At 68.6% G+C, this 22,174-nt stretch carries 15 protein-coding genes and 3 tRNA genes; 12 read left to right on the forward strand and 6 right to left on the reverse strand.

All coding sequences use genetic code 11. The annotated features are described in order from the left end of the window. Positions 1–67: 67 nt before the first annotated feature. The 3 genes from nifJ to purH form a co-directional block, all read right to left on the reverse strand. Positions 68–3,604, reverse strand: a complete 3,537-nt coding sequence (gene nifJ, locus B5F84_RS08490) for a pyruvate:ferredoxin (flavodoxin) oxidoreductase (RefSeq protein ID WP_087322834.1) — start codon at positions 3,602–3,604, stop codon at positions 68–70. Between the two features lie 253 nt (positions 3,605–3,857). After that, positions 3,858–4,526 (reverse strand): hypothetical protein, encoded by a 669-nt coding sequence (locus tag B5F84_RS08495; protein ID WP_087322836.1) that lies wholly within the window; start codon positions 4,524–4,526, stop codon positions 3,858–3,860. Positions 4,527–4,622: 96 nt separating this feature from the next. After that, positions 4,623–6,248, reverse strand: a complete 1,626-nt coding sequence (gene purH / locus B5F84_RS08500; RefSeq protein WP_087322839.1) for a bifunctional phosphoribosylaminoimidazolecarboxamide formyltransferase/IMP cyclohydrolase — start codon at positions 6,246–6,248, stop codon at positions 4,623–4,625. A 78-nt stretch (positions 6,249–6,326) separates the two neighbouring features. Between purH and B5F84_RS09600 the strand changes: the two genes are divergently transcribed. From B5F84_RS09600 to B5F84_RS08520, 4 genes are all read left to right on the forward strand, one after another. Then, positions 6,327–6,971, forward strand: coding sequence for a GNAT family N-acetyltransferase (locus B5F84_RS09600; protein WP_087322842.1), 645 nt, complete (start codon positions 6,327–6,329; stop codon positions 6,969–6,971). After that, positions 6,949–7,932: a tRNA glutamyl-Q(34) synthetase GluQRS gene (gene gluQRS / locus B5F84_RS08510; RefSeq protein WP_087322845.1), complete on the forward strand. Its 984-nt coding sequence runs from the start codon at positions 6,949–6,951 to the stop codon at positions 7,930–7,932. The genes B5F84_RS09600 and gluQRS overlap by 23 nt, the downstream gene beginning before the upstream one ends. 123 nt (positions 7,933–8,055) lie before the next feature. Next, positions 8,056–8,147: transfer RNA gene (locus B5F84_RS08515), tRNA-Ser, on the forward strand. A gap of 135 nt (positions 8,148–8,282) precedes the next feature. Next, positions 8,283–8,359, forward strand: a tRNA-Arg gene (locus tag B5F84_RS08520). A 72-nt stretch (positions 8,360–8,431) separates the two neighbouring features. On the opposite strand, the gene B5F84_RS08525 is transcribed toward B5F84_RS08520, so the two are convergent. Beyond that, a complete protein-coding gene (locus B5F84_RS08525; protein ID WP_143786080.1) occupies positions 8,432–8,692 on the reverse strand; it encodes a hypothetical protein in 261 nt (86 codons plus the stop codon). A 255-nt stretch (positions 8,693–8,947) separates the two neighbouring features. Beyond that, a complete protein-coding gene (gene serS, locus B5F84_RS08530; RefSeq protein ID WP_087322851.1) occupies positions 8,948–10,243 on the reverse strand; it encodes a serine--tRNA ligase in 1,296 nt (431 codons plus the stop codon). A gap of 103 nt (positions 10,244–10,346) precedes the next feature. Between serS and B5F84_RS08535 the strand changes: the two genes are divergently transcribed. After that, on the forward strand, positions 10,347–10,535 hold the full coding sequence (locus tag B5F84_RS08535) for a DUF6724 family protein (protein WP_087322854.1): 189 nt from the start codon (positions 10,347–10,349) through the stop codon (positions 10,533–10,535). A gap of 156 nt (positions 10,536–10,691) precedes the next feature. Next, entirely contained in the window at positions 10,692–11,981 is a 1,290-nt protein-coding gene (locus B5F84_RS08540; protein WP_087322857.1) for a hypothetical protein, read from the forward strand. A gap of 93 nt (positions 11,982–12,074) precedes the next feature. On the opposite strand, the gene B5F84_RS08545 is transcribed toward B5F84_RS08540, so the two are convergent. Next, a tRNA-Leu gene (locus tag B5F84_RS08545) sits at positions 12,075–12,161 on the reverse strand. Positions 12,162–12,413: 252 nt separating this feature from the next. Here B5F84_RS08545 and B5F84_RS08550 point away from each other — a divergent pair. The 6 genes from B5F84_RS08550 (at position 12,414) to pknB (ending at position 22,083) form a co-directional block, all read left to right on the forward strand. Continuing rightward, entirely contained in the window at positions 12,414–14,114 is a 1,701-nt protein-coding gene (locus B5F84_RS08550; protein WP_087322860.1) for a serine/threonine-protein kinase, read from the forward strand. Continuing rightward, positions 14,111–15,217: a DUF3662 and FHA domain-containing protein gene (locus B5F84_RS08555; RefSeq protein ID WP_087322863.1), complete on the forward strand. Its 1,107-nt coding sequence runs from the start codon at positions 14,111–14,113 to the stop codon at positions 15,215–15,217. Before B5F84_RS08550 ends, B5F84_RS08555 begins: the two co-directional genes overlap by 4 nt. Beyond that, complete coding sequence (locus B5F84_RS08560) at positions 15,214–15,627, forward strand: FHA domain-containing protein (RefSeq protein ID WP_087322866.1); 414 nt, start codon at positions 15,214–15,216, stop codon at positions 15,625–15,627. The genes B5F84_RS08555 and B5F84_RS08560 overlap by 4 nt, the downstream gene beginning before the upstream one ends. Further along, positions 15,624–16,901, forward strand: coding sequence for a Stp1/IreP family PP2C-type Ser/Thr phosphatase (locus B5F84_RS08565; RefSeq protein WP_087322869.1), 1,278 nt, complete (start codon positions 15,624–15,626; stop codon positions 16,899–16,901). The genes B5F84_RS08560 and B5F84_RS08565 overlap by 4 nt, the downstream gene beginning before the upstream one ends. 73 nt (positions 16,902–16,974) lie before the next feature. After that, a complete protein-coding gene (locus tag B5F84_RS08570) occupies positions 16,975–19,899 on the forward strand; it encodes an FtsW/RodA/SpoVE family cell cycle protein (protein ID WP_087322906.1) in 2,925 nt (974 codons plus the stop codon). Between the two features lie 138 nt (positions 19,900–20,037). After that, positions 20,038–22,083: a Stk1 family PASTA domain-containing Ser/Thr kinase gene (gene pknB, locus B5F84_RS08575; RefSeq protein WP_087322872.1), complete on the forward strand. Its 2,046-nt coding sequence runs from the start codon at positions 20,038–20,040 to the stop codon at positions 22,081–22,083. The last annotated feature ends 91 nt before the right edge of the window (positions 22,084–22,174 follow it).

Raw genomic sequence — 22,174 nt, forward strand, 5'->3', positions numbered from 1 at the left:
GCCATAGTCTGAGCTGCGGCCCCCGGCGGATAGCCGGGGGCCGCAGCTCAGACTATGGCGTCAGCGCTTACGCGTCGGCGTAGAGGTCCTTGAGCTTGAGGAGGTGCGCATAGCGAGCCATGGCGGCCTCCTCGTTCTCCGCGAAGAGCTCCTTGGCGCGCTCGGGGAAGGAGCGGGTGAGCGAGGCGTAGCGGGCCTCGTTCATGAGGAAGTCCTGGTACCCGCCCTGCGGCTCCTTGGAGTCGAGGGTGAACTTCTTGCCGGTCGGGGCGGCCGGGTTGAAGCGGAAGAGGTTCCAGTAGCCGCACTCCACGGCCTTCTTCATCTCGGCCTGGCAGTTCTGCATGCCACCCTTCTTGATGGAGTGCATCTCGCAGGGGCTGTAGCCGATGATGAGGGACGGGCCGTCGTAGTTCACGGCCTCCTGGATGGCCTTGAGGGTCTGCGTGGGGTTGGCGCCCATGGCAACCTGCGCCACGTAGACGTAGCCGTAGGACATCGCGATCTCGGCGAGGCTCTTCTTCTTGGTCACCTTGCCGGAGGCGGCGAACTGGGCCACCTGGCCGATGTTGGAAGCCTTGGAGGCCTGGCCGCCGGTGTTGGAGTAGACCTCGGTGTCAAAGACGAAGACGTTCACGTTGTGGCCGGAGGCGAGGACGTGGTCGAGGCCGCCGAAGCCGATGTCATACGCCCAGCCGTCGCCGCCGAAGATCCAGAAGGCCTTCTTGGTGAGGTAGGCCTTGTCGGCGAGGATGGCCTTGGCGGTGGAGCACTCGGCCTTCTCGAGCTCGGCAACGTAGGCGGCAGCGGTGGTCTTGCTGGCCTCGGTGTCGGTGCGGGCCTCGAGCCAGGCGGTCGCGGCCTCCTTCAGCGCGTCGGAGGCGCAGTCGGACTTGAGGAGCTCCTCGGTCTCGGCGACGAGCTTGTCCTGGACGGCGTCGTAGCCCAGCGCCAGGCCAAGGCCGTGCTCGGCGTTGTCCTCAAAGAGGGAGTTGTTCCACGCCGGGCCGTGGCCGCAGGCGTTGACCGTGAAGGGCGAGGTCGCGGCCGGGTTGCCCCAGATCGAGGAGCAGCCGGTGGCGTTGGAGATGAACATGCGGTCGCCACAGACCTGCGTGACGAGGCGCGCGTACGCGGTCTCGGCGCAGCCGGCGCAGGAGCCGGAGAACTCGAGATAGGGCTTGGCGTACTGGCTGCCCTTGACGTTGGCGGCGATGAGCTCCTTCTTCTCGGAGACCTTGTTCACCGCATAGTCCCACACGGGAGCCTGGTCGAGCTCGGACTCCTGCGGAACCATGGTGAGGGCGTCCTTCGGGCAGACCTTGGCGCAGTTGGTGCAGCCCATGCAGTCGAGCGGGGAGACGGCCATGGTGAAGGTGTAGCCGGTGCCCTTGGGAACGGTGAGGTCAAGACGACGCATGTTCTCGGGTGCGGCGGCCTGCTCCTCGGCGTTCATGACGATCGGGCGAATCGTGGCGTGCGGGCACACGAACGAGCACTGGTTGCACTGGATGCACTTGGACTCGTCCCAGTGCGGCACCATGACGGCGACGCCGCGCTTCTCGTACGCGGAGGCGCCGAGCTCAAACTGGCCGTCGGCAACGTCGACGAACTTGGAGACGGGCAGGGAGTCGCCGTCCATGCGGTTGATGGGCTCCATGAGCTCCTTGACCTGCTTGACGATGGCCTCGCGCCCCTCAAGGGTGAGCTCGACCTTCTCGTCGGCGGCGTCGGCCCAGTCGGCGGGCACCTCGAACTTGCGGTAGGCGGTGGCGCCGGCGTCGATGGCCTTCCAGTTGGCCTCGACGATGGACTGGCCCTTCTTGGCGTAGGACTTCTCGGCGGCGGCCTTCATGTACTCGATGGCGTCGGCCGCGGGAAGAACCTGCGCGAGCGAGAAGAACGCGGACTGGAGCACCGTGTTGGTGCGCTTGCCCATGCCGACCTTCTCCGCCAGGTCGATGGCGTCGATGAGGTAGACGTTGATGTTGTTCTTGGCGATGTAGCGCTTGGCCACGGCCGGCATGTGGGAGGCGAACTCCTCGTCGGACCACTGGCAGTTCACGAGGAACGTGCCGCCCGGCTTGACGTCGCGGACCATCGGGAAGCCCTTGACGATGTAGCTCGGGTTGTGGCAGGCCACGAAGTTGGCCTTGTTGATGTAGTACGGCGAGCGGATCGGGGAGTCACCGAAGCGCAGGTGCGAGATGGTGACGCCGCCGGTCTTCTTGGAGTCGTACTGGAAGTAGGCCTGGACGTACTTGTCGGTGTGGTCGCCGATGATCTTGATGGAGTTCTTGTTGGCGCCCACGGTACCGTCGCCGCCGAGGCCCCAGAACTTGCACTCGATCGTGGAGGGGTCGGCCGTGTTGGGGGCGTCCGGGTCCATGGGGAGGGACAGGTTGGTGACGTCGTCCACGATGCCGATGGTGAACTCGCGGGCGGGCACGTCCTTCTCGAGCTCCTTGTAGACGGCGAAGGCGGCTGCGGGCGGCTCGTCCTTGGAGCCGAGGCCGTAGCGGCCGCCGACCACGGTGACGCCGTCCTTGCCGGCCTCGTAGAGGGCGGTGATGACGTCCTGGTAGAGGGGCTCGCCGATGGAGCCGGGCTCCTTGGTGCGGTCGAGCACGGCGATCTTCTTGACCGTGGCGGGCAGCGCGGCCACGAAGTCCTCGACGGACCACGGACGGTACAGGCGGACCTTCACGAGGCCGACCTTCTCGCCCTTGGCGGTCAGGTAGTCGATGACCTCCTCGAGGGTGTCGCAGAAGGAGCCCATGCAGACGACCACGCGCTCGGCGTCATCGGCGCCGTAGTAGTCGAAGAGGTGGTAGCTCGTGCCGAGCTTCTCGTTGATCTTGTCCATGTAGGCCTGGACCACGGCGGGAAGCGCGTTGTAGGCACCGTTGCAGGCCTCGCGGTGCTGGAAGAAGATGTCGCCGTTCTCGTGGGAGCCGCGCGCGTGCGGGTGCTCCGGGTTGAGAGCGTGGTCGCGGAACGCCTGGACGGCGTCCATGTCCAGCATCTCCTTGAGGTCGTCGAAGTCCCAGACCGCGACCTTCTGGATCTCGTGCGAGGTGCGGAAGCCGTCGAAGAAGTTCAGGAACGGCACCTTGCCCTCGATGGCGGCGAGGTGGGCCACCGGCGCGAGGTCCATGACCTCCTGGACGTTGCCCTCGGCGAGCATGGCAAAGCCGGTCTGGCGGCAGGCCATGACGTCGGAGTGGTCGCCGAAGATGTTGAGCGCGTGGGAGGCCACGGTACGGGCGGACACGTGGAAGACGCCCGGCAGGCCCTCGCCCGCGATCTTGTACATGTTGGGGATCATGAGGAGCAGGCCCTGCGACGCCGTGTAGGTCGTCGTGAGGGCGCCGGCGCCGAGCGAGCCGTGGACGGTGCCCGCGGCGCCCGCCTCGGACTCCATCTCGACGACCTTGACCGGCGTGCCGAAGACGTTCTTCATGCCCTGAGCGGCCCACTGGTCAACGTGGTCGGCCATGGGGCTGGACGGGGTGATCGGGTAGATGCCCGCCACCTCGGTGAACGCATACGAGACGTACGCCGCCGCCTCGTTGCCGTCCATGGACTTAAACTTACGCGCCATATCCTCTCCTTCGTACCGGTCTTCCTGGGGACCCCCATGGCCCCAGGCTGCCCTCACTCATGAAGCGCATGACTGAGTTGGGCCCAAGGCCCATGCATGCTGACAGTGTACTCCGCCGAGGGCACTTTTATTCCTACGTTCTCCCGAGAATCCGTGAACTGACGGTTTTTCTCCGAGAAACGCGTCGCGAAAAAACGCGCTGGTAAAATACCTCAAAAGTCTAGGGATTAGTCCTGGGGGCAACGACGCAACGTCACCTTTGGCGGCGGCTCCCGAGGAGCTTTTCGTAGCCGGCACGGAAGCGCTCGGCGCGGGGGCCCGCGGCGTCCGAGGCGGGCACGATGCCGTGCTCGTCCGAGGCGAGAAAAACCTCGTCATAGGCGGCCGATCCCGCGAGCACCTCGGCGGCGAGGCACGCGCGACGTTCCACGGGAAACCCAAGGGTCCGCGCAAGGTCCAGCATGAGGCTCGCGGTCCCCGAGGGGCGCTCGCCCTCGCCGCGGCCCCAGACGAGCGCGTCGCCGCGCACGAGCCAGAGCGACTCCGGCGCGACGCCCGTGCGCTCCGCCTCCGTCGCCGCGGCCGCGGCGCGCTCGGCGAGCACCGAGGTGGTCCGCGGAACGAGGGGCTCGTAGGGACCCACCGTCATGGCGGCGCGACCGCCCTCGTCCATCACCACCATGAGGACGCCGTCGGGATGGGCAAAGGCCCCGTCCGCGAGCGTCCACTCGATGTGCTGCTTTGCCCAGGCAACGAGCTGCGGCGAGACGGGGCGCCCGCAGACGAGCCGCTGCCCCAGCGCGCGCAGGTGCCGGTTCTCGAGCGGGAGCTCACGAGACGCAAGGCGCCACCTGCAGACAAGCGACGGGGTCCCCAGCGTGAAGTCGTCGGTGAACGGTCGTGTGGCACGGGCGTTGTCCATGTGGCCCCCTCTGGGTAGGGACGCCCCGGCGGGCGCGGGGCCGGCCGGGGCGCCTGGTTCAAAAGGGACGGGCCCCTTTTGAACGGTTGCGGTTGGCTAGTGGCGGAAGTGACGGGCGCCGGTGAAGACCATCGCGATGCCGTGCTCGTTGCAGGCCTGGACGGACTCGTCGTCACGCTTGGAGCCGCCGGGCTGAATGATGCAGGTCACTCCGTGCGCGGCGAGCACGTCGACGTTGTCGCGGAACGGGAAGAATGCGTCGGACGCGCAGGCGTAGCCGCCCTTCTCCACGCCCATGCGCTCGCAGGCCTCGTCCGCGCGCTCGCAGGCGAGCAGCGCGGAGTCCACGCGGTTGGGCTGGCCCGGGCCCATGCCGATGCCGGCCTTGCCCTTGGAGACGAGGATCGCGTTGGACTTGACGCCCTTGCAGACGCGCCAGGCAAACATGAGCTCGTCCATCTCGTCGGCCGTGGGCTTGCGCTCGGTGGGGCAGGTGAAGGTCTCGGGGTCCTCAGAGACGGAGTCCACGTTCTGCAGCAGCACGCCGCCGTCGATGGAGCGCAGCTCGTACTCGGCATGGGCGCCCACGCCGCCGGTGGCCAGCACGCGCAGGTTGGGACGCTTGGCCATGCGCTCGAGGGCCTCGGGCGTGTAGCTCGGGGCAATGATTACCTCGACGAACTGGCCGTTCTCGTCGAAGGCGTGCTCCACCAGCTCGAAGGGCACCTCGCGGTTGCAGGCGATGATGCCGCCAAAGGCGCTCTTGGGGTCGCACGCAAAGGCACGGTCGTAGGCGGTCGTGACGTCATCGGCCACGGCGGAGCCGCAGGGGTTCTGGTGCTTGAGAATCACGCAGGCCGGGCCGTCGAACTCGCGCACGAGGTTCCACGCGGCGTCCGCGTCCAGGTAGTTGTTGTAGGAGAGCGGCTTGCCCTGGACCTGCTCGGCGCCCACGAGCGGGTACTCGGAGGAGCCCAGCTCGGCAAAGTCATCCGCAAAGCGGTAGACCGCAGCCGTCTGCTGCGGGTTCTCGCCGTAGCGCAGGTCCTCGACCTTCTCCAGGTAGATGCCAAGCTCGTCGGGCGCGGCCGAGGGCTCCTCGGGCTCGCCGAACTCGGCGTCGTACTGCGTGGCCAGCCAGGAGGCGATGGCGGCGTCGTAGCAGGCCGTGGTCTCGTAGACCTTAAGCTGGAGGAAGCGGCGCAGCTCGAGCGTGGTGGCGCCGTCGTTGGCGCGCATGGTCTCGAGAATCTCCTCGTAGTCGGCCGGGTCGGAGACCACGGTCACGGCGTCGGCGTTCTTGGCGGCGGAGCGAAGCATGGAGGGGCCGCCGATGTCGATGTGCTCGATGGCGTCCGCGAAGGTGACGTCCGGCGCGGCCACGGTCTTCTCGAACTCATAGAGGTTCACGCAGACCAGGTCGATCATGCCGATGCCGTGCTCTGCGGCCTCGGCCATGTGGCGCGGGTCGTCGCGACGGGCGAGCAGGCCGCCGTGCACCTTGGGGTGCAGCGTCTTCACGCGACCGTCCATCATCTCCGGGAAGCCCGTGTACTCCTCGATCGGGACGACCTTCACGCCGGCCTCGGCCAGCACGCGCGCCGTACCGCCCGTCGAGATGACCTCGACGCCAAACTCGTCCTCGAGCGTCTTGACGAACTCGACCACGCCCGTCTTGTCCGTGACGGAGACGAGCGCTCTCTTGATGGGAGTGTCTGCCATTGCCCCTCCTTGGGATTGTCGACGACATGAGGTACCGTCTTTCTTACGATACCGCAGCCGGAGGTTAACGTGACTCAGATGTGCGACGAGTTGGTGCTGAGACCCTTTGAGAAAAGTGACTTCGAGCCCCTGGCAGAGCTCGTGGGCAGGACATGGCTCGCCGAGTTCCCGCCCGCGGCGCAGCTGGCTGCGGGGCGCGTGGAGCTCGCCCACTACCTTTCCCTCACCACCTGGTCCCTTGTTGCGGTGCGCGCGGGGGCGGTTCTGGGCGCCGTCCTGCTCTCCGAGCGTGACGCGGCGACGCCGGACGCCGCCGCGTGGGAAGAGCTTGCCTCCCGCCTTGCCACCGAGGGCGAGAAGAACCCCGAGGCAGCCGAGGCCATCCGCGTGGAGATGGACGGGGTCGCCGAGGAGGCCCGGCTCGAGCGCGCCTACGCAGAGACCGGCGCGGCGGGCACGGCGGCAACGGTGAAGCTGCTCATTGTCTCCCCGGACGCCAAGGGGCTTGGCATCGGCGGGCGGCTCTTCTCGGCGGCGGTGGACCATCTGCGGGCAACCGGTGCCGCGGGCTACCACCTCCTCACGGACGACGCCTGTGACGTGACCTTCTACGAGCACAAGGGCCTCTCGCGCGCGATGCGGCGGCGCTCCGAGGCCTTCTGGCCCGGCGTCGACCCAGCCACGGACGAGTTCTACGTCTATGTGTACGACCAGGAGCTCTAGCCGCCGGCCGGTGCGCGGCCGCTTTGCGCCGACGCCCTCCGGCAGGATGCATCTTGGGAACGTCTTCTCCGCCCTCGTGGCCTGGCTGTCCGCCCGGGCCGCGGGCGGGACGATGGTCCTGCGCATCGAGGACCTGGACCCGCGCGCCCAGAGCCGCGAGCGCGCCGAGCTCCTCATGCACGACCTTGAGTGGCTGGGCCTCACCTGGGACGAGGGCCCCCTCTACCAGAGCGAGCGCTCGGAGGTCTACGCCGAGGCGCTGGCGAGGCTCGCCGCACGGGGCCTCACCTACCCGTGCTTCTGCACGCGCGCCGAGCTCCACGCCGCAAGCGCGCCGCACGCCTCCGACGGCACGCCCGTCTACGCGGGCACCTGCCGGGACCTTGCCCCCGATGAGGTGGCGCGCCGCGCGCAGGCACGACCCCCCGCAACGCGGCTGCGCGTGCCCGATGCGGACGCTCCCGCAGGCACCGTGAGCTTCCGCGACCTTGCCTACGGTCCGCACGAGGAGGTCCTTGCCCGCGAGTGCGGGGACTTTCTCGTGCGCCGCAGCGACGGCGTCGTTGCCTACCAGCTTGCCGTGGTGGTCGACGACGCCCTCATGGGCGTCACCCAGGTGGTGCGCGGCCGCGACCTTTTGGGCTCCTGCGCCCGTCAGCTCTACCTGGGCGGCCTCCTTGGCTACCCAGCACCCGAGTTTGGGCACGTCCCCCTGCTGGTAGCGCCCGATGGCCGCCGCCTCTCCAAGCGCGAGAAGGACCTCGACCTTGGCACCCTGCGCGAGCGCGGGGTCACCCCGCGGCGCATCGTGGGCGCGCTTGCCGGGGCCGCGGGCCTTGCAGGTCCCGGGCAGGACCTCGCGCCCGACGAGCTCCTTGAGGCGTTCTCGTGGGACCGGATCGCGACGCATCGCGAGGACATCATCGTGGACGAGGCGCTTCTCGCCCGACTTTACGAGTAGGCGCCTGCGGGCGGCGGCAAGAAGCGCCCGCGCCAAGCCGACAGGCGCAGCCGCACACGCGCACCAAAAACTCGGGCGTTGTGAGTTCTGCCGTTGTGGGGTATCATGCTCCTGCACCATCTTGGAGAGCTGACCGAGAGGCCGAAGGTGCTCGCCTGCTAAGCGAGTATAGGATGCAAATCCTATCTGGGGTTCGAATCCCCAGCTCTCCGCCAGACTGATCGGGCCCGCCTTGCACCTCAAGGCGGGCCTTTCTGTTTCTCTCATAGACCCCCTTCCCCACATCTTCAACAAATTTGAGATTCCCGCTTGACGAACCCATCCAAGGCTGGCAATATATCCAACTGCACGCGGCGTTACCTCAGCTGGATAGAGGACCTGACTACGAATCAGGGCGTCATAGGTTCGAATCCTATACGCCGCACCACGCAAATTAAGGGGCTCCTTCGGGAGCCCCTTTTTTGCATGCGCGGGCTCCGACCAGTCCGAGCTCCGCCGCCTAGGCGGGCCTGAACTGAAGGCTCCCCTTGGGCCCCATGCTCGAGAACGCATAGGAGATTCCAAGCCCATCGCAAAGGTCCATGAGGTCCACGAGTCCACGCCCCTCATCGGAGAGGTAGGCCCACAGCCCCTCCTCCCCCGAGAACCCCACCCGTGCAAGCAGGTCGGACAGCGCGTCCGGCCCGATCACCATGCGCAGCCGATACTCCTCCTCACCGTAGGCGACGAGCGCCGAGGGGCCCGAAACGTCCTCCCTCACGACAAGGCTCCCTCCATCAAGCCCAACAAGCATGCGCCGCACGTCCCCCGCATGTGCAAACCTGGCAATCTCCCGCAGCTCCATTCCGTCCGCCCTTCTCTCGTCTCCCTGTGGGCAGTATAGCAGAACATCTGTTCTTGGGAACAGATGTTCTTATTCAGGTTTGCGGATTCGCCGCCACATAGCACAAGGCGGGGCCGCCCGGACATCTCCCGGGCGGCCCCGCCTGAGGTTCTTCTCGCCAGATGCGCGAGACTAGGCCTCGGGCCTGATGACCTCGACGCCTCCCATGTAGGGGCGCAGGGCCTCGGGCACCGTGATGGAGCCGTCGGCGTTCTGGTAGTTCTCCATGATGGCGGCCATCGTGCGGCCCACGGCGAGGCCGGAGCCGTTGAGGGTGTGCACGTAGCGCGTGCCCTTGAACTCGGCCGGGTCCTTGTAGCGGATGTTGGCGCGACGGGCCTGGAAGTCCCAGCAGTTGGAGCAGGAGGAGATCTCCTTGTAGGCGTTGTAGCTGGGTAGCCACACCTCGAGGTCGTAGCACTTGCACGCGGAGAAGCCGATGTCGCCGGTGCAGAGCGTGACCACGTGGTAGGGCAGCTCCAGCGCCTGGAGCACGGCCTCGGCCTCGCCGACCATGCTCTCGAGCTGGTTCATCGAGTCCTCGGGCTTGGCGAACTTCACCATCTCGACCTTGTCGAACTGGTGCACGCGGATGATGCCGCGCGTGTCGCGCCCTGCCGAGCCCGCCTCCTCACGGAAGCACGGCGTGAAGGCGGTGTACCACAGCGGCAGCTGGGAGGCATCGAGGACCTCGCCGCGGTGAAGGTTGGTGAGCATGACCTCGGCCGTGGGGATGAGGTAGAGGTCGGGGTTCACGTGGTAGAGGTCGTCCTCGAACTTGGGCAGCTGGCCCGTGCCGAAGAGGGTCTCGCGGTTGGTGATGACGGGCATCCACCACTCCTTGAAACCGGCCTTGACGTGCATGTCCACCATGAAGCTGATGAGCGCGCGCTCCATGCGCGCGCCCATGCCGCCGAGCACGTAGAAGCGGGCGCCGGCAACCTTGACGCCGCGGTCGAAGTCGATCATGCCGGTGGCCGGGCCCAGGTCCCAGTGCGCCTTGGGCTCAAAGCCGTCCGCGGCAAAGTCGCGCGGGGTGCCCCAGCGGCGCACCTCGGGGTTGTCGGAGTCGTCGCGCCCGTAGGGGACGGACTCGTGCGGGATGTTGGGGATGCGCGACACCAGGTCAAAGAGGGCGTCCTCGACCTCGCCGCGGCGGTCGTCGAGCGCGGCGATGCGGTCCTTGTTGGCGGCCACGCGCGCCTTTGCGGCCTCGGCCTCCTCGCGCTTGCCCTCGCGCATGAGCTGGCCGATCTCCTTGGAGACGGCGTTGCGCTCGGCCTGGAGCTTCTCGACCTCGGCGATGACGGAGCGGCGCTCCTCGTCAAGCTCGAAGAACTTCTCGCGGTCCCAGTGCGCGTTCTGGCGAGACTCGCAGGCCTTGTCGACGACGTCGGGATTCTCACGGACGAACTTGATGTCGAGCATGCTGGCTCCTTGCGTTGTTGGCTTGCACCCGCCGGCACGCGCGCGGCGGCTCCCCAAGTATATACTTGTGCGGACGAATTGAGACGGGGCTCGGGAGGGGCGCATGCAGGCTATCACGGACTTCATCGCATGGCTGTTCAACGACAGGATGGGCGTCATCTGCCTGATCGTGGGCGGCATCGTGCTCTGCCTGCTCATCGCCCTGCTCATGGAGCGCAAGACCAAGCAGCGCTACTTCAACCACGAGAAGTCCGAGGACGACTGGGACCTCTTCGGAGACGACGAGGAGTAGCCCCGGCGACCGCGCGGACGCGCGGCCGGCACGGCGGCCTAGCGGTGACATATTCTCAAAAATTAACGCACATAATCTGAGTTTTATCTCGTTATTCTTCTGTATTATGTGAAATGAAAACAGATTATGTGCGTTAATCAGGGGAAGGAGGCTGCCGTGCGCCTTGCCGTCAGCGGACTCACCGCCCTCCGGGCGCTGCGCGCATACCGAAGCGAGCGCAGGCGTCTCCCCCAGGCCCGCCTTGACCTCCCCAAGCCAGACCCCAGCCCCCAGCGGCGTTGGACCGCGCGCCTCATCCCCCTCGACCGGCTTGCCCTTGACGCCCCGCCGAGCGCCGAGCGCCCGATTGACGTGGTTGTCCCCGATTCCGCCCTACGGGTCAGAGGGCAGTTCTTCTCGTGCTCGGTCCGCTCCGGGGCGCGATGGCGCGGGGCGTTTGTCCCGCTGGGAGGGGGACTCTTCATTCCGTCCCCCGAGACCCTCTTCCTCGAGCTTGCCGAGGTGATGTCCCCCGAGACCCACGCCCTGCTCGGCTATGAGCTCTGCGGGACGTACTCCCGCGATGCGCGCGACCCGCGCTGCGGGGCCGTCACCCATGGCATCCCGCCCGTCACGAGCGTCGCGGACATCGAGCGCCTGCTCGACGAGGTGGGCCGCGGAACGCAGGTCATCCTCGCCCGAAGGTCGCTGAGACGCGTTGCCGACAACGCCTGGTCGGCCATGGAGGCCATCGTTGCCCTCATGGCCTGCCTGCCCGTTCACGAGTTGGGCTACGAGCTTGGGCGCGTCAGGCTGAACGTGCGGCACGACGCGCCGGCAGAGCTCGTTGCACTTGGGGGCAAGACGTCGCGCGTCCCCGACATCGAGGTCCTGGGGACGCACGTTGGGTTCAACTACGACAGCCACCAGCACCTCGACCTTGAGTCGATCGCGCGCGCCGCAGATAACGGGGACCCCTCGGAGGCGATCGCCCTTGTACGAGAGAAGCACCTTGACGATCTCAAGAGGAATCGCGAGCTCGCCGCGATGGGGCGCATTGTCCTTCCGGTCACGCCCAGCGACCTGTTTGCGCCCGGAGGACTCGACGCCGTGATGCTCGAGGCCGCCCTTTCCATCAACGCGTTTGACGGGGGTAGGGTCCTGAGCAACGTCTGGGTGGCTCTGGGGTCCGCCAGCGTCCGGCGACGGCGACAAGAGCTCGTCTGGTCGCTGCTTCCCTGGGACGCGGGGGTGGCCGTACGCGCAAAAGCGCGCCCGCTGGCGTCCGTGGCTGCCCTACCCCGAGGATTAGCGCGCCCGCTGCGACGGTTGACGCGCCGCTGTCGGGCGGCCAGCGCGCCGCCGTGGCGGCCGTCGTCCTTGCCGCGGCGATTAACGCACATTATTTGCTTTCAAGTCATATATCCGCAGGACCGCACCAAGGAAAAGTCAGATTTTGTGCGTTAATCGGGGGGGCACCATACTCGGGGCGCGCCAGAACGCCCCGGAAGGGCGCGCACGCAAAAGGCCCCGGTACTGGACCGGGGCCTCAAGCAATCATGGTGCGGGCGAAAGGACTTGAACCTTCATGGAGTTGCCCCCATACGGACCTGAACCGTACGCGTCTGCCAATTCCGCCACGCCCGCGTGCGAAGGCCATTCTAGCTCATGACGCCCTTCCTGCCAAGCCCGATTTGCGAGAAGAACCGTCGGGTGCGCAGCAACGCGCCGTCGCCGCACGGCGGCCGCCGGCGCGCCACGTTGTGGACAAAAGCCGAGGCCCGCCGCCCTGAGGTAGAATAGGCCCACCTTACGGCCGCACGCAGCACAAACAGAGGAGACGCCGTGAGCCAGACCGCACAGACCGCGCCGCGGCCCGGCGCGCCGCAACGACACGAAATGCCCCCCGAGGAGGTACTCCTCGGCCGCTACCGCGTGCTCGCACGCCGGGGCACGGGAGGCTTTGGCTCGGTCTGCACCTGCTGGGACCTGCGACTCCAGCGGCGCGTTGCCATCAAGCGGATCGCCCTTGCCGACGGGGCGCTCACCACCCCCGACGAGGCGCTCGCCGAGGCGCGCACCATCTGCCTGCTCCACCACCCCAACATCGTCACCCTCTATGACTACGAGTCCAACGGCGCCTACGCCTACCTCGTCATGGAGTACGTCGACGGCCTCAACCTGGGCGAGCTCCTCGCGCGCGTGGAGGGCGGCCGCCTCACCTACGAGGAGTGCGCGCACGTCCTGGCCTCCGTCGCCCGGGCGATCTCCTACGCGCACGAGAACAAGACCCTCCACCTGGACATCAAGCCCACCAACATCATCATCGACCGCCAGGGCACGGTGAAGCTCGCCGACTTTGGCATGGCCGACCTCGCCTCCGTCGCGGGCTACGGCGACGCCAAGGGCGGCACCGTGGGCTACATGCCGCCCGAGCAGATCCGCGGCGAGCTCGTGGACGAGCGCGCCGACGTCTTCGCGCTCGCGGCCGTCGTGTGGCAGGCGCTCTCCGGCAAGAGCCCGTTTCTCGCCAACACCCCGGCCGCCTCGCTAAAGCTCATCGAGCGCGGGCCCTCGCGCTCGCTCGCCAAGGACTGCCCCGACCTGCCCGGCGACGTCGAGCTCGCGCTGCTCCGCGCGCTCTCGCCCTCGCCCGCCGACCGTCCCTCCGACGTGCTCGAGCTCGCCGACAGCATCCTTCCCTACCTGGGACCTGAGCCCAACGGAGCCGCCTCCCTGCGCGAGCTCCTGGACCAGGCCGAGAAGGACGACGGCTCGGACGAGGCCTACTGGGCCTCGCGGCGGCCGCCCGTGTCGGTCCGCTACCCCTGGCTCGAGGGCGCCTTCGAGCGTGCGGTGGTGGCGCTCGCCACCTTTGCGACCGTCCGGATCGCGCTGCCGGCGCTCTTTGACGCCACGGGCGTCACCGTGGCGTCGCTCGCCGTGACGCTCGCCGCGGCCGCCTGGCCGCCGCTCGGCTCCGCCGCCGCGGGGCTCATCGCGGCCGCCGCGCTCGCCCACACGCTTCCCACGCCGGCCTCCTTCCCCCTTGCCGCCGCCGTCGCGGTGGCCGTGGGCGTCTGGTGGGTCCGCGTGGGGCGCCGCGAGCACCTCGCGAGCGCCGCGGTTCTTCTCCCCTGCTGCCTGCCCTCGCCCCTGACCGGCGCCGCCGTGGCGGGCTTTGCGCTCGACCCGGCCCAGGCCGCCGTCACGGGCGGCTTTGGCTACCTTCTGGGCACCGTCTTCCACCTGGCCGCGAGCTCGGGCTTTGCCGCCACGACGACGGCCGCCGGCCTGATCGAGGCCGCCACGATCCCGGCCTTCTGGGTGCTCGGGGCCGGGGCCGTGATCTGCGCGCTCGTCTCGTCGGCCGTGGCCATGCGCGGCAGCGTGCGCGCGGGCGTCGCGGGCCAGGCACTCGGGCTCGTCTGCCTTGCCGTGTCCGGCGTCCTCGTCGGCAGCATGGAGAATGACGGTATATGGGCGCTCCCCCTTGGGGAGCACCTCGTGCTTGCGGTACTCTTGTTTGTGCTTTTGTGCATTGCGACAGTCCTGAGAGGCCCGCTCTTCGAGGACCAGGAAGGCGAGGACATATCATGAGCTTCCTCAGTGATTTCGAGGGGCGCATCGGCTCCGTGTTTGGCGCCGCCCCGCAGGGATACACCGAGCCGTTCTCCTTCAAGAAGCTCGCCAAGCGCGCGGCGCGCGAGATGGAGAACGAGACGTACGAGATCGACGGCGTCGACACGGCGCCGGCGCTCTACACCGTGCTCGTCTCCGCCGCCGACGACTCCCTCATGCGGCCGCTCTATGGCCAGATCACCTATGAGACCTCGGCCTTTGTGACGGCCCAGGCCCAGAAGAAGGGGTATGCCTTCGTGGGCAGCCCCCTCGTGCGCTTCATGGTTGACCCGTCGCTCAAGTCCGGCAAGTTCGCCGTCTTCGCGGAGAACGTGGACGCCCGCACCCTCACGCGCCTGCGCGAGGAGGAGCGCGCGTTCCTCGCGGGCAACTCGAGCGCGGGCGGCGCCGCGGCGCAGATCAGCCGTCGCTCGGCCACGCCGCGCCCCACCCCGCGCCCGCGCCCCTCGCTCGACGACTCGCTCGACGCCGGGCTCGACGTGATGCCCGACGGCTTTGACGCCGAGCCCTCTCCTGTGGCCTCGGCCTCCGAGTCCACGCCCATGCCCGTCGCCGCACCGGCCACGCCCCTCGTCGCTCCGTCCGAGGAGCCCGGCGCCGCCGGCATCCCGCAGACCCAGCGCCGCAGCGTTCCCCTCGTGGACGTGCGCCGCGGGATTGGCGTGGAGGCCGTGGCCGGCATCCCCGGAGCAGCCGACGCGGCCGCGGCCGTGGGCGGCATGGGAGCCCCCCAGCCGGCCGGCGTCGCCGCGCCCGCGGAGCCGCGTGCCGCCTCCTGCCTGCTCATCGACCGTCAGACGGGCCGCACCTTCACGGGCCGCGCCCCCGTCACCGTGATCGGTCGCGAGCGCGCGCAGGCAGACATCGTCCTGCGCGACCCCAACGTCTCCCGCCGCCACGCCGAGCTCTCCTTTGACGGGCGCGACTGGCACATCGTCGACCTTGGCTCGACCAACGGCACCCTCGTCAACGACGTCGAGATCACCGACTGCGCCCTGCGTGACGGCGACCTCATCACCCTGGGCCTGGTGAACCTCGAGTTCAGGGGGAACCTCTCATGATCGACCTCGTCCTGTTTGTGGGGCGCGTGCTGCTTGTCGTCGTCCTCTACATCTTCCTGTTCGCCGTGATGCGGACGGGCGTGGGGCTGGTCCGTGGCCAGCGCCGGGACGCCGCCATCTGGTCCATCGACGTCGAGAAGGGCGCCCGCGCCCTGCGCGGCCTGCACGTCGACATCCTCGGCCCCGTGGTCGTGGGCCGCTCCCCCTCCTCAGACATCGTCGTGGACGAGCCCTACGTCTCGTCCTCCCACGCGCGCTTCACGCTTCAGGGCCCGGCCCTCGTCCTCGAGGACCTCGGCTCCACCAACGGAACCCTCGTCAACGGTCACCCCATCGACCAGCCCGTCACGCTGAGGGAGGATGACGAAGTCCAGATTGGTGACACCATCATGAGGGTGAGCCGCGGATGACGCCAGAGGAGACACTGCCCACCGTTGCCCCCGAGCCCACCAACGCACCGGGCCGCTCCGAGGTCCCGGTCGAGGTGCGCGAGGGGGCCGATGTCATTGCGGGCTCCAACGAGTTCGTCTCGTGGGGGGCCTATAGCGACGTGGGCCTGGTCCGCGGCCACAACGAGGACTCGTTTCTCATCCAGGCGCCGCTCTTCGTGGTGTCCGACGGCATGGGCGGCCACGCCGCCGGCGAGGTGGCGAGCTCCATCGCCATCGAGACCATCGGGCAGCGCGCGCCGGGGTCTGCCGACGACGTTCTTCTCGGCGCGGCCGTCGAGGCCGCCAACCAGGCGGTCATCGCCGGGGCCGAGGCGGGTGTCGGCAAGCCCGGCATGGGCTGCACCGCCTCCGCGGTTCTTATCGAGAAGGACCGCATGGCCGTGGCCCACGTGGGCGACTCGCGCGTCTACGTGCTGCACCACGGCACCCTCGTGCGCATCACGCACGACCACTCCTACGTCGAGGAGCTCGTCGACGCCGGCCAGATCACCGCGGACGAGGCGCGCACGCACCCCTCGCGCTCCATCATCACCCGCGCCCTGGGCTCCGACCCCGACATGTACGCGGACCACTTCTCCCTGGAGGTCAACTCCGGCGACCGCGTGATCTTGTGCTCCGACGGCCTCTCGAGCATGGTCCCCGACAGCGAGATCGAGGCCCTCGCGGTCTCCAGCGCCACGCCCCGCCAGGCCGCGGGAAGCCTCGTGGCCGCGGCGCTCACGGCGGGCGGCGCGGACAACGTCACCGTGGTCGTCGTGGACGTCCTGAACGACGGCCTCGCCGACGAGGCGCGCAGGCAGCTCACCGGCCTGGCCGCGCGCATCGGCGGGGCGCTCGCCATCGTGCTCGCGGTGGTGGCCTTTATCGCCGTCGCCTTTATCAGGAGCGAGTGGTACCTCGGCACGACGGGCGACGTCGTGGGCATCTACCGCGGCATCAAGGGGGACTTCCTCGGCGTGCCGCTCAGCGAGCTCGTGAGCACGAGCGCCGTCGAGGTCTCAGACCTCCCCACCTCGCTCCAGGACCAGCTCGAGCAGGGCATCCGCGTCCAGAACGAGCAGGCGGCCCAGGAGACCATCGACTCCTACCACACCCAGATCGACGAGGCCAGGAGCGAGGGCGCGCGGACCGCAGACGAGGTCCGCGCCGGGACCGACCCCGACCAGCGCGACGGGGCGGCCACCACGGTCGCGCCCGACCCCGACCCGACCACCCAGAACGGAGGCGAGTGACGTGCGCCTTGCACGCAAGAGAAACAAGTTCGCCGGTGCCCAGTCGCGCGCGGACGTCGAGGCCATGACCTCCATGGCCCTTGCCCCGCTCGCACCGGCGCCCAAGGGCCTCTCGCGTCGCAACACGGAGCTCTTCCTGCTGCTCCTGGCCGCCGTCCCCGTGATCTTGCTGTACGCGATGTACGTCGTGACCACGAGCTCCACGCTGAGCCTGTCCATGCTGGGCGTGCCCCTGGGGCTCTTTGGCGCCTTCGCCGTGGCGCACGTGGCCATCCGCTTCCTCGCGCCGGGGGCCGACCCGGCCATCCTGCCCATCGTCTTTGCGCTCTCGGGGACCGGCATCACCTTCCTCACGCGCCTCTCCCCGACGCTCGCGCAGAGCCAGACCCTCTGGCTCTTTGTCTCGGTCGGCGTCATGGTGGCGGTTCTTGCCATTGTGCGCAACCTCGACCGTCTGGCCAGCTACAAGTACACGCTCGGGCTGGTGGGCATCGTCCTTTTGATCCTGCCCATGCTCGTGGGCACCGAGCGCAACGGCTCCAGGCTCTGGATCTACATCGGCAGCTTCGGCTTCCAGCCGGGCGAGTTCGCCAAGATCGCGCTTGTTCTGTTCCTGGCCTTCTACCTGGCCGCCAACCGCGAGGCGCTCTCCGCCTCCACAAGGAGCCTGGGGCCGCTCAAGCTCCCGAGCTTCCGCATGCTCCTGCCGCTCTTCATCATGTGGGGCCTGTCCCTGCTCGTGGTGGTCTTTGAGACGGACCTGGGAAGCGCCCTGCTCTTCTTCACCTTCTTCGTGGTGATGCTCTACGTGGCCACGGGGCGGGTGAGCTACGTGGTGGTGAGCCTGCTTCTGCTCGCGGCGGCGGGCGTTGCCTGCTACCAGCTCTTCGGCCACGTCCAGACGCGCGTGAACACCTGGCTTGACCCCTGGGCCGACGCGTCCGGCGGCGGCTACCAGATCGTGCAGTCGCTCTACTCGCTCGCCGACGGCGGGCTCGTGGGCACCGGCATCGGCAAGGGCCTCTCGACCCTGATCCCCGTGGTCGAGAGCGACTTCATCTTCTCCGCCGTCGGCGAGGAGCTCGGCCTGCTCGGCGCCTCCGGCATCCTGATCCTCTACCTGCTCCTGTGCGTGCGCGGCTTTGCCACCGCGGCGCGCGCCAAGTCCGGCACCTCGGCCTTTGCCGCCGTGGGCCTCACCACGGCCCTCTGCTTCCAGGCCTTCCTCATCGTTGGCGGCGTGACCAAGCTCCTGCCGCTCACCGGCGTGACGCTGCCCTTCATGAGCCAGGGCGGCACCTCGCTGCTCGCGAGCTTCGTCATCGTGGGCCTGCTCCTGCGCGCCGGCGACGAGGGCACCGGCCGCGAGGCCGAGATGACGAGCGGCCTTGAGAGCGAGAAGAACGGCGTCGACCCGATCCTCGCCCTCACCGGCAGGGCCGGCGCGGGCTCCCGCGCCACGGCCGGCTCCCACGCGGCCGAGGTGGTCCACGGGTCCCACGCGCGCGGCAGCTTCTCGCTCACGACCGCCGAGTCCGGCGTGCTCGGGCGCGTGGCGCTGGGCAAGCGCCTCACGAGCCTGGTCACGGTCTTCTCGCTCCTCTTTGCGGTTCTTATCGCCAACCTGACCTACATCCAGCAGTTCGACGCCCAGCGCATCAAGAACCTGCCCACCAACAACCACACCATCGCCCGCAGCGCCTCCGTGCAGCGCGGCGCCATCATCACCTCCGACGGCGTGACCCTGGCCGAGAGCGTCCAGCAGGCCGACGGCACCTTTGTCCGCAACTACCCGCAGGGCACGCTCGCGCGCCACACCGTGGGCTACGTCTCCACGCAGTACGGCAGCTCGGGGATCGAGGCCTCCATGAACGAGACCCTCACCGGGCACGCCGACTACTCCAACTGGCGCAGCACCCTCTACGCCCTGGCGGGCGTCCAGCAGCCCGGGTCCACCGTGGCGCTGACCATCAACTCGCAGATCCAGGCGGCCGCGGAGCGGGCGCTCGAGGGCTACACCGGCGCCATCGTGGTGCTTGACCCCAAGACGGGTGCGGTGCTTGCCAAGGCCTCCACGCCCACCTACCGCGTCGAGGAGCTCGACACGGTCATGACGAGCGGCTCCTCCGGCGAGCTCGTGGACCGCTCCACCCAGACGCTCTACGCCCCGGGCTCCACGTTCAAGGCACTCACGCTTGCCGCCGCGCTCGACTCGGGGACGGCCACGCTCGAGAGCGTCTACGACGCCGACTCCCCCATCGAGATCGGCGGGGGCGAGGTCACCAACATCAACGGCAACAGCTACGGCGACCTCAGCCTCGCCGAGGCGCTCGCCGTTTCCTCCAACACCGCCTTCGGGCAGCTTGGCGTGGCGGTCGGGCCCTCCACGCTCGTGAGCTACGCCAACGCCTTCGGCTACGGGCGCGAGCTCGGCCAGGACTTCACCGCCGTGGCCTCGCTCATGCCCGACCCCTCCGAGATGACGGAGTGGGAGACCGCCTGGGCGGCCTGCGGCCAGCCCGTCGGCCAGCACGAGAGCCCCGCGGGCCCGCAGACCACGGTCATGCAGAACGCCGTGCTCGTGCAGGCCATCGCCAACGGCGGCATTGCCATGAACCCCTACGTCGTCGACCACGTCCTCTCCCCGGAGGGCGTCTCGAGCTCCAAGACCGAGCCGCGCTCCCTTGGGCAGGCCATCTCCGCCGAGACCGCGTCTCAGGTGAAGGAGGCCATGCGCGAGGTCGTGGCCAGCGGCACCGGAACCGCGGCCCAGGTCCGCGGGACCACCGTCGCCGGCAAGACCGGCACGGCCGAGGTCGCGGACGGCAAGATCAACTCGCTCTTCATCGGCTTCGCGCCGTACGACAGCCCCACCCTGGCCATCTCCATCTGCATCGAGGGCCAGGACGGAACGGACGTGGAGGGACGTGCCGCCGCGCTGGCGGGCCAGGTCCTTGCGCGCGCGCTCCAGGTGCAGTCGCTCGGCGCCGGGGCATGATGGAGGCGATGCGCACACACTTCAGGTACGACCACGCACACGACTAACGAAGCACAGACGAAGCATCTACACAGCCGGCACCCCAGGTGCCCTTGAGGAGAAAGACGCGGGCGGGCCGCGTCTGGGATTGGAGAGAACATGCCAGGGATGGTTCTCGGAGGACGGTACCAGGTCCAGGACAAGATCGGCACGGGAGGCATGGCAACGGTCTTCCGCGGGCTCGACGAGGTGCTCGGGCGCACCGTCGCCATCAAGACGATGCTGCCGCAGTACGCCGCCGACCCGTCCTTTGCCGCGCGCTTCAAGCAGGAGGCCCAGGCGGCCGCGGCGCTCCAGAGCCCCTACATCGTGAGCGTCTACGACTGGGGCAAGGACGCCGACACCTACTACATCGTCATGGAGTTCCTCCGCGGCACCGACCTCAAGAGCGGCATCCGCAAGCACGGCGCACTTGACTGCAAGAAGGTCGCGCAGATCGGGTCGCAGATCGCGCAGGCCCTCTCCGTCGCGCACAAGCACGACATCATCCACCGCGACATCAAGCCGCAGAACATCATGGTGCAGCCCGACGGCAACATCAAGGTGATGGACTTTGGCATCGCCCGCGCCAAGAACAGCCACCTCACCCAGGACAACTCCGTCCTCGGCACCGCCCACTACGTCTCCCCTGAGCAGACGCAGGGCAAGCCGCTCGGCCCCACCACCGACATCTACTCCCTCGGCATCGTGATGTACGAGGCCGCCACGGGCCAGGTCCCCTTCCAGGGCGATGACGCGATCTCGGTGGCGCTCAAGCAGGTGAACGAGCAGCCCAAGCCGCCGAGCCAGCTCAACCCGAACGTCGACCCGGCACTCGAGGCCATCATCCTCAAGTGCATGCAGAAGAACCCCGCCGACCGCTTCCAGACGGCCGACGAGCTCTACCGCACCCTGCGCGACTACCTCTCCGGTCGCGTCCAGGCCGTGAACTCCGCCACGGCGATGCTCCCCGCGCAGGTGACCAACAAGCTCGAGCACGGCGAGGGGATGGTCCCGGCCAAGAACGGCACCGCCTCGCTGCCGCGCGTCGAGCGCACCAACCGCTACCGCCCGCAGTCCGCCACGGAGCAGGCCGCCGAGCAGGATGCTGAGCGCGAGCGCAAGCACCGTCGCAACGTCATCCTGGGCGTTGTCGCCGCCATCGTGGTGGTGGGCGCCATCGCGGCCGCCGTCATCATGTCCATGGGCTCGGCCGTTGCCAAGAAGGACGTCCCCTACCTGCTCAACATGACCGAGCAGCAGGCCCGCGAGGCCATCAGGGAGGCCGGCTTTGAGGTCGGCGAGGTCAAGGAGGGCTTCTCCAGCTCCGTCGACGAGGGGCTTGTCTACGAGCAGACCCCCACGGCCAACACCAAGGCCGACGAGGGCTCCAAGATCAACCTCCGCATCTCCAAGGGCGAGGAGCCCGCGGCCGACACCGAGGTCCCCGACCTCACGAACCTCACGCCCGAGAAGGCCGAGGAGACGCTCAAGAAGTACAACCTCATCGGTCGCCGCGGCGACGACCAGCAGAGCTCCGAGGTCGAGGCGGGCAAGGTCTGCGGCCAGGACACCAAGCCCGGCGACACCGCCAAGGTCGGCGACACCGTGACCTACCACGTCTCCACCGGCGCGGGCACCGTGGCCGTGCCGGACATCCTCGGCGACACCCGGGACGGCGCCGACGAGCGGCTGAACGCCGTTGGCCTGCACCCCAACTTCACGCAGGAGTACAGCAGCACCGTCCCCGAGGGCTGCGTCATCAGCGCCGACCCCGAGCCGGGCACGCAGGTCGCGCCCGACAGCAACGTCAACGTGGTCATCTCCAAGGGCGCCGAGCCCGAGCAGACCACCTCTGACGTCCAGATCCCCAACGTCGTCTCCTGGACCTACGCCGCGGCGCGCGAGACCCTTGCGGACGTCTGGGGCTTCGACGTGCAGCTGGCTCCGGGCTGCCCCGCCGACGGCATCGTCACCAAGCAGTCGCTCACGGGCTCGGCGCCCAAGGGGGCGACGATCGTTCTCACCACCGAGGCGAGCGGCACGGCAGGCGGCGGCTCCGGCACGGGTTCTGGCTCGGGCGGCGGCTCCGGCACCGGGGAGGGCACGGGCGGCCAGACCGGCAGCGGCTCCGGCGGCGGTACGGAGACCACCCCATCGCGCTAACAGCACTTCCCAAAAACGCCCGCGGCCGCGGGCGTTTTCATGTCAGGGGGCGGCGGGGCGGCCGCCGCGCGTGGGCAGGACGCAGGTGGGA

Origin of the sequence: Olsenella sp. An290 (genome assembly GCF_002159535.1) — a bacterium.
GTDB lineage: Bacteria > Actinomycetota > Coriobacteriia > Coriobacteriales > Atopobiaceae > Thermophilibacter.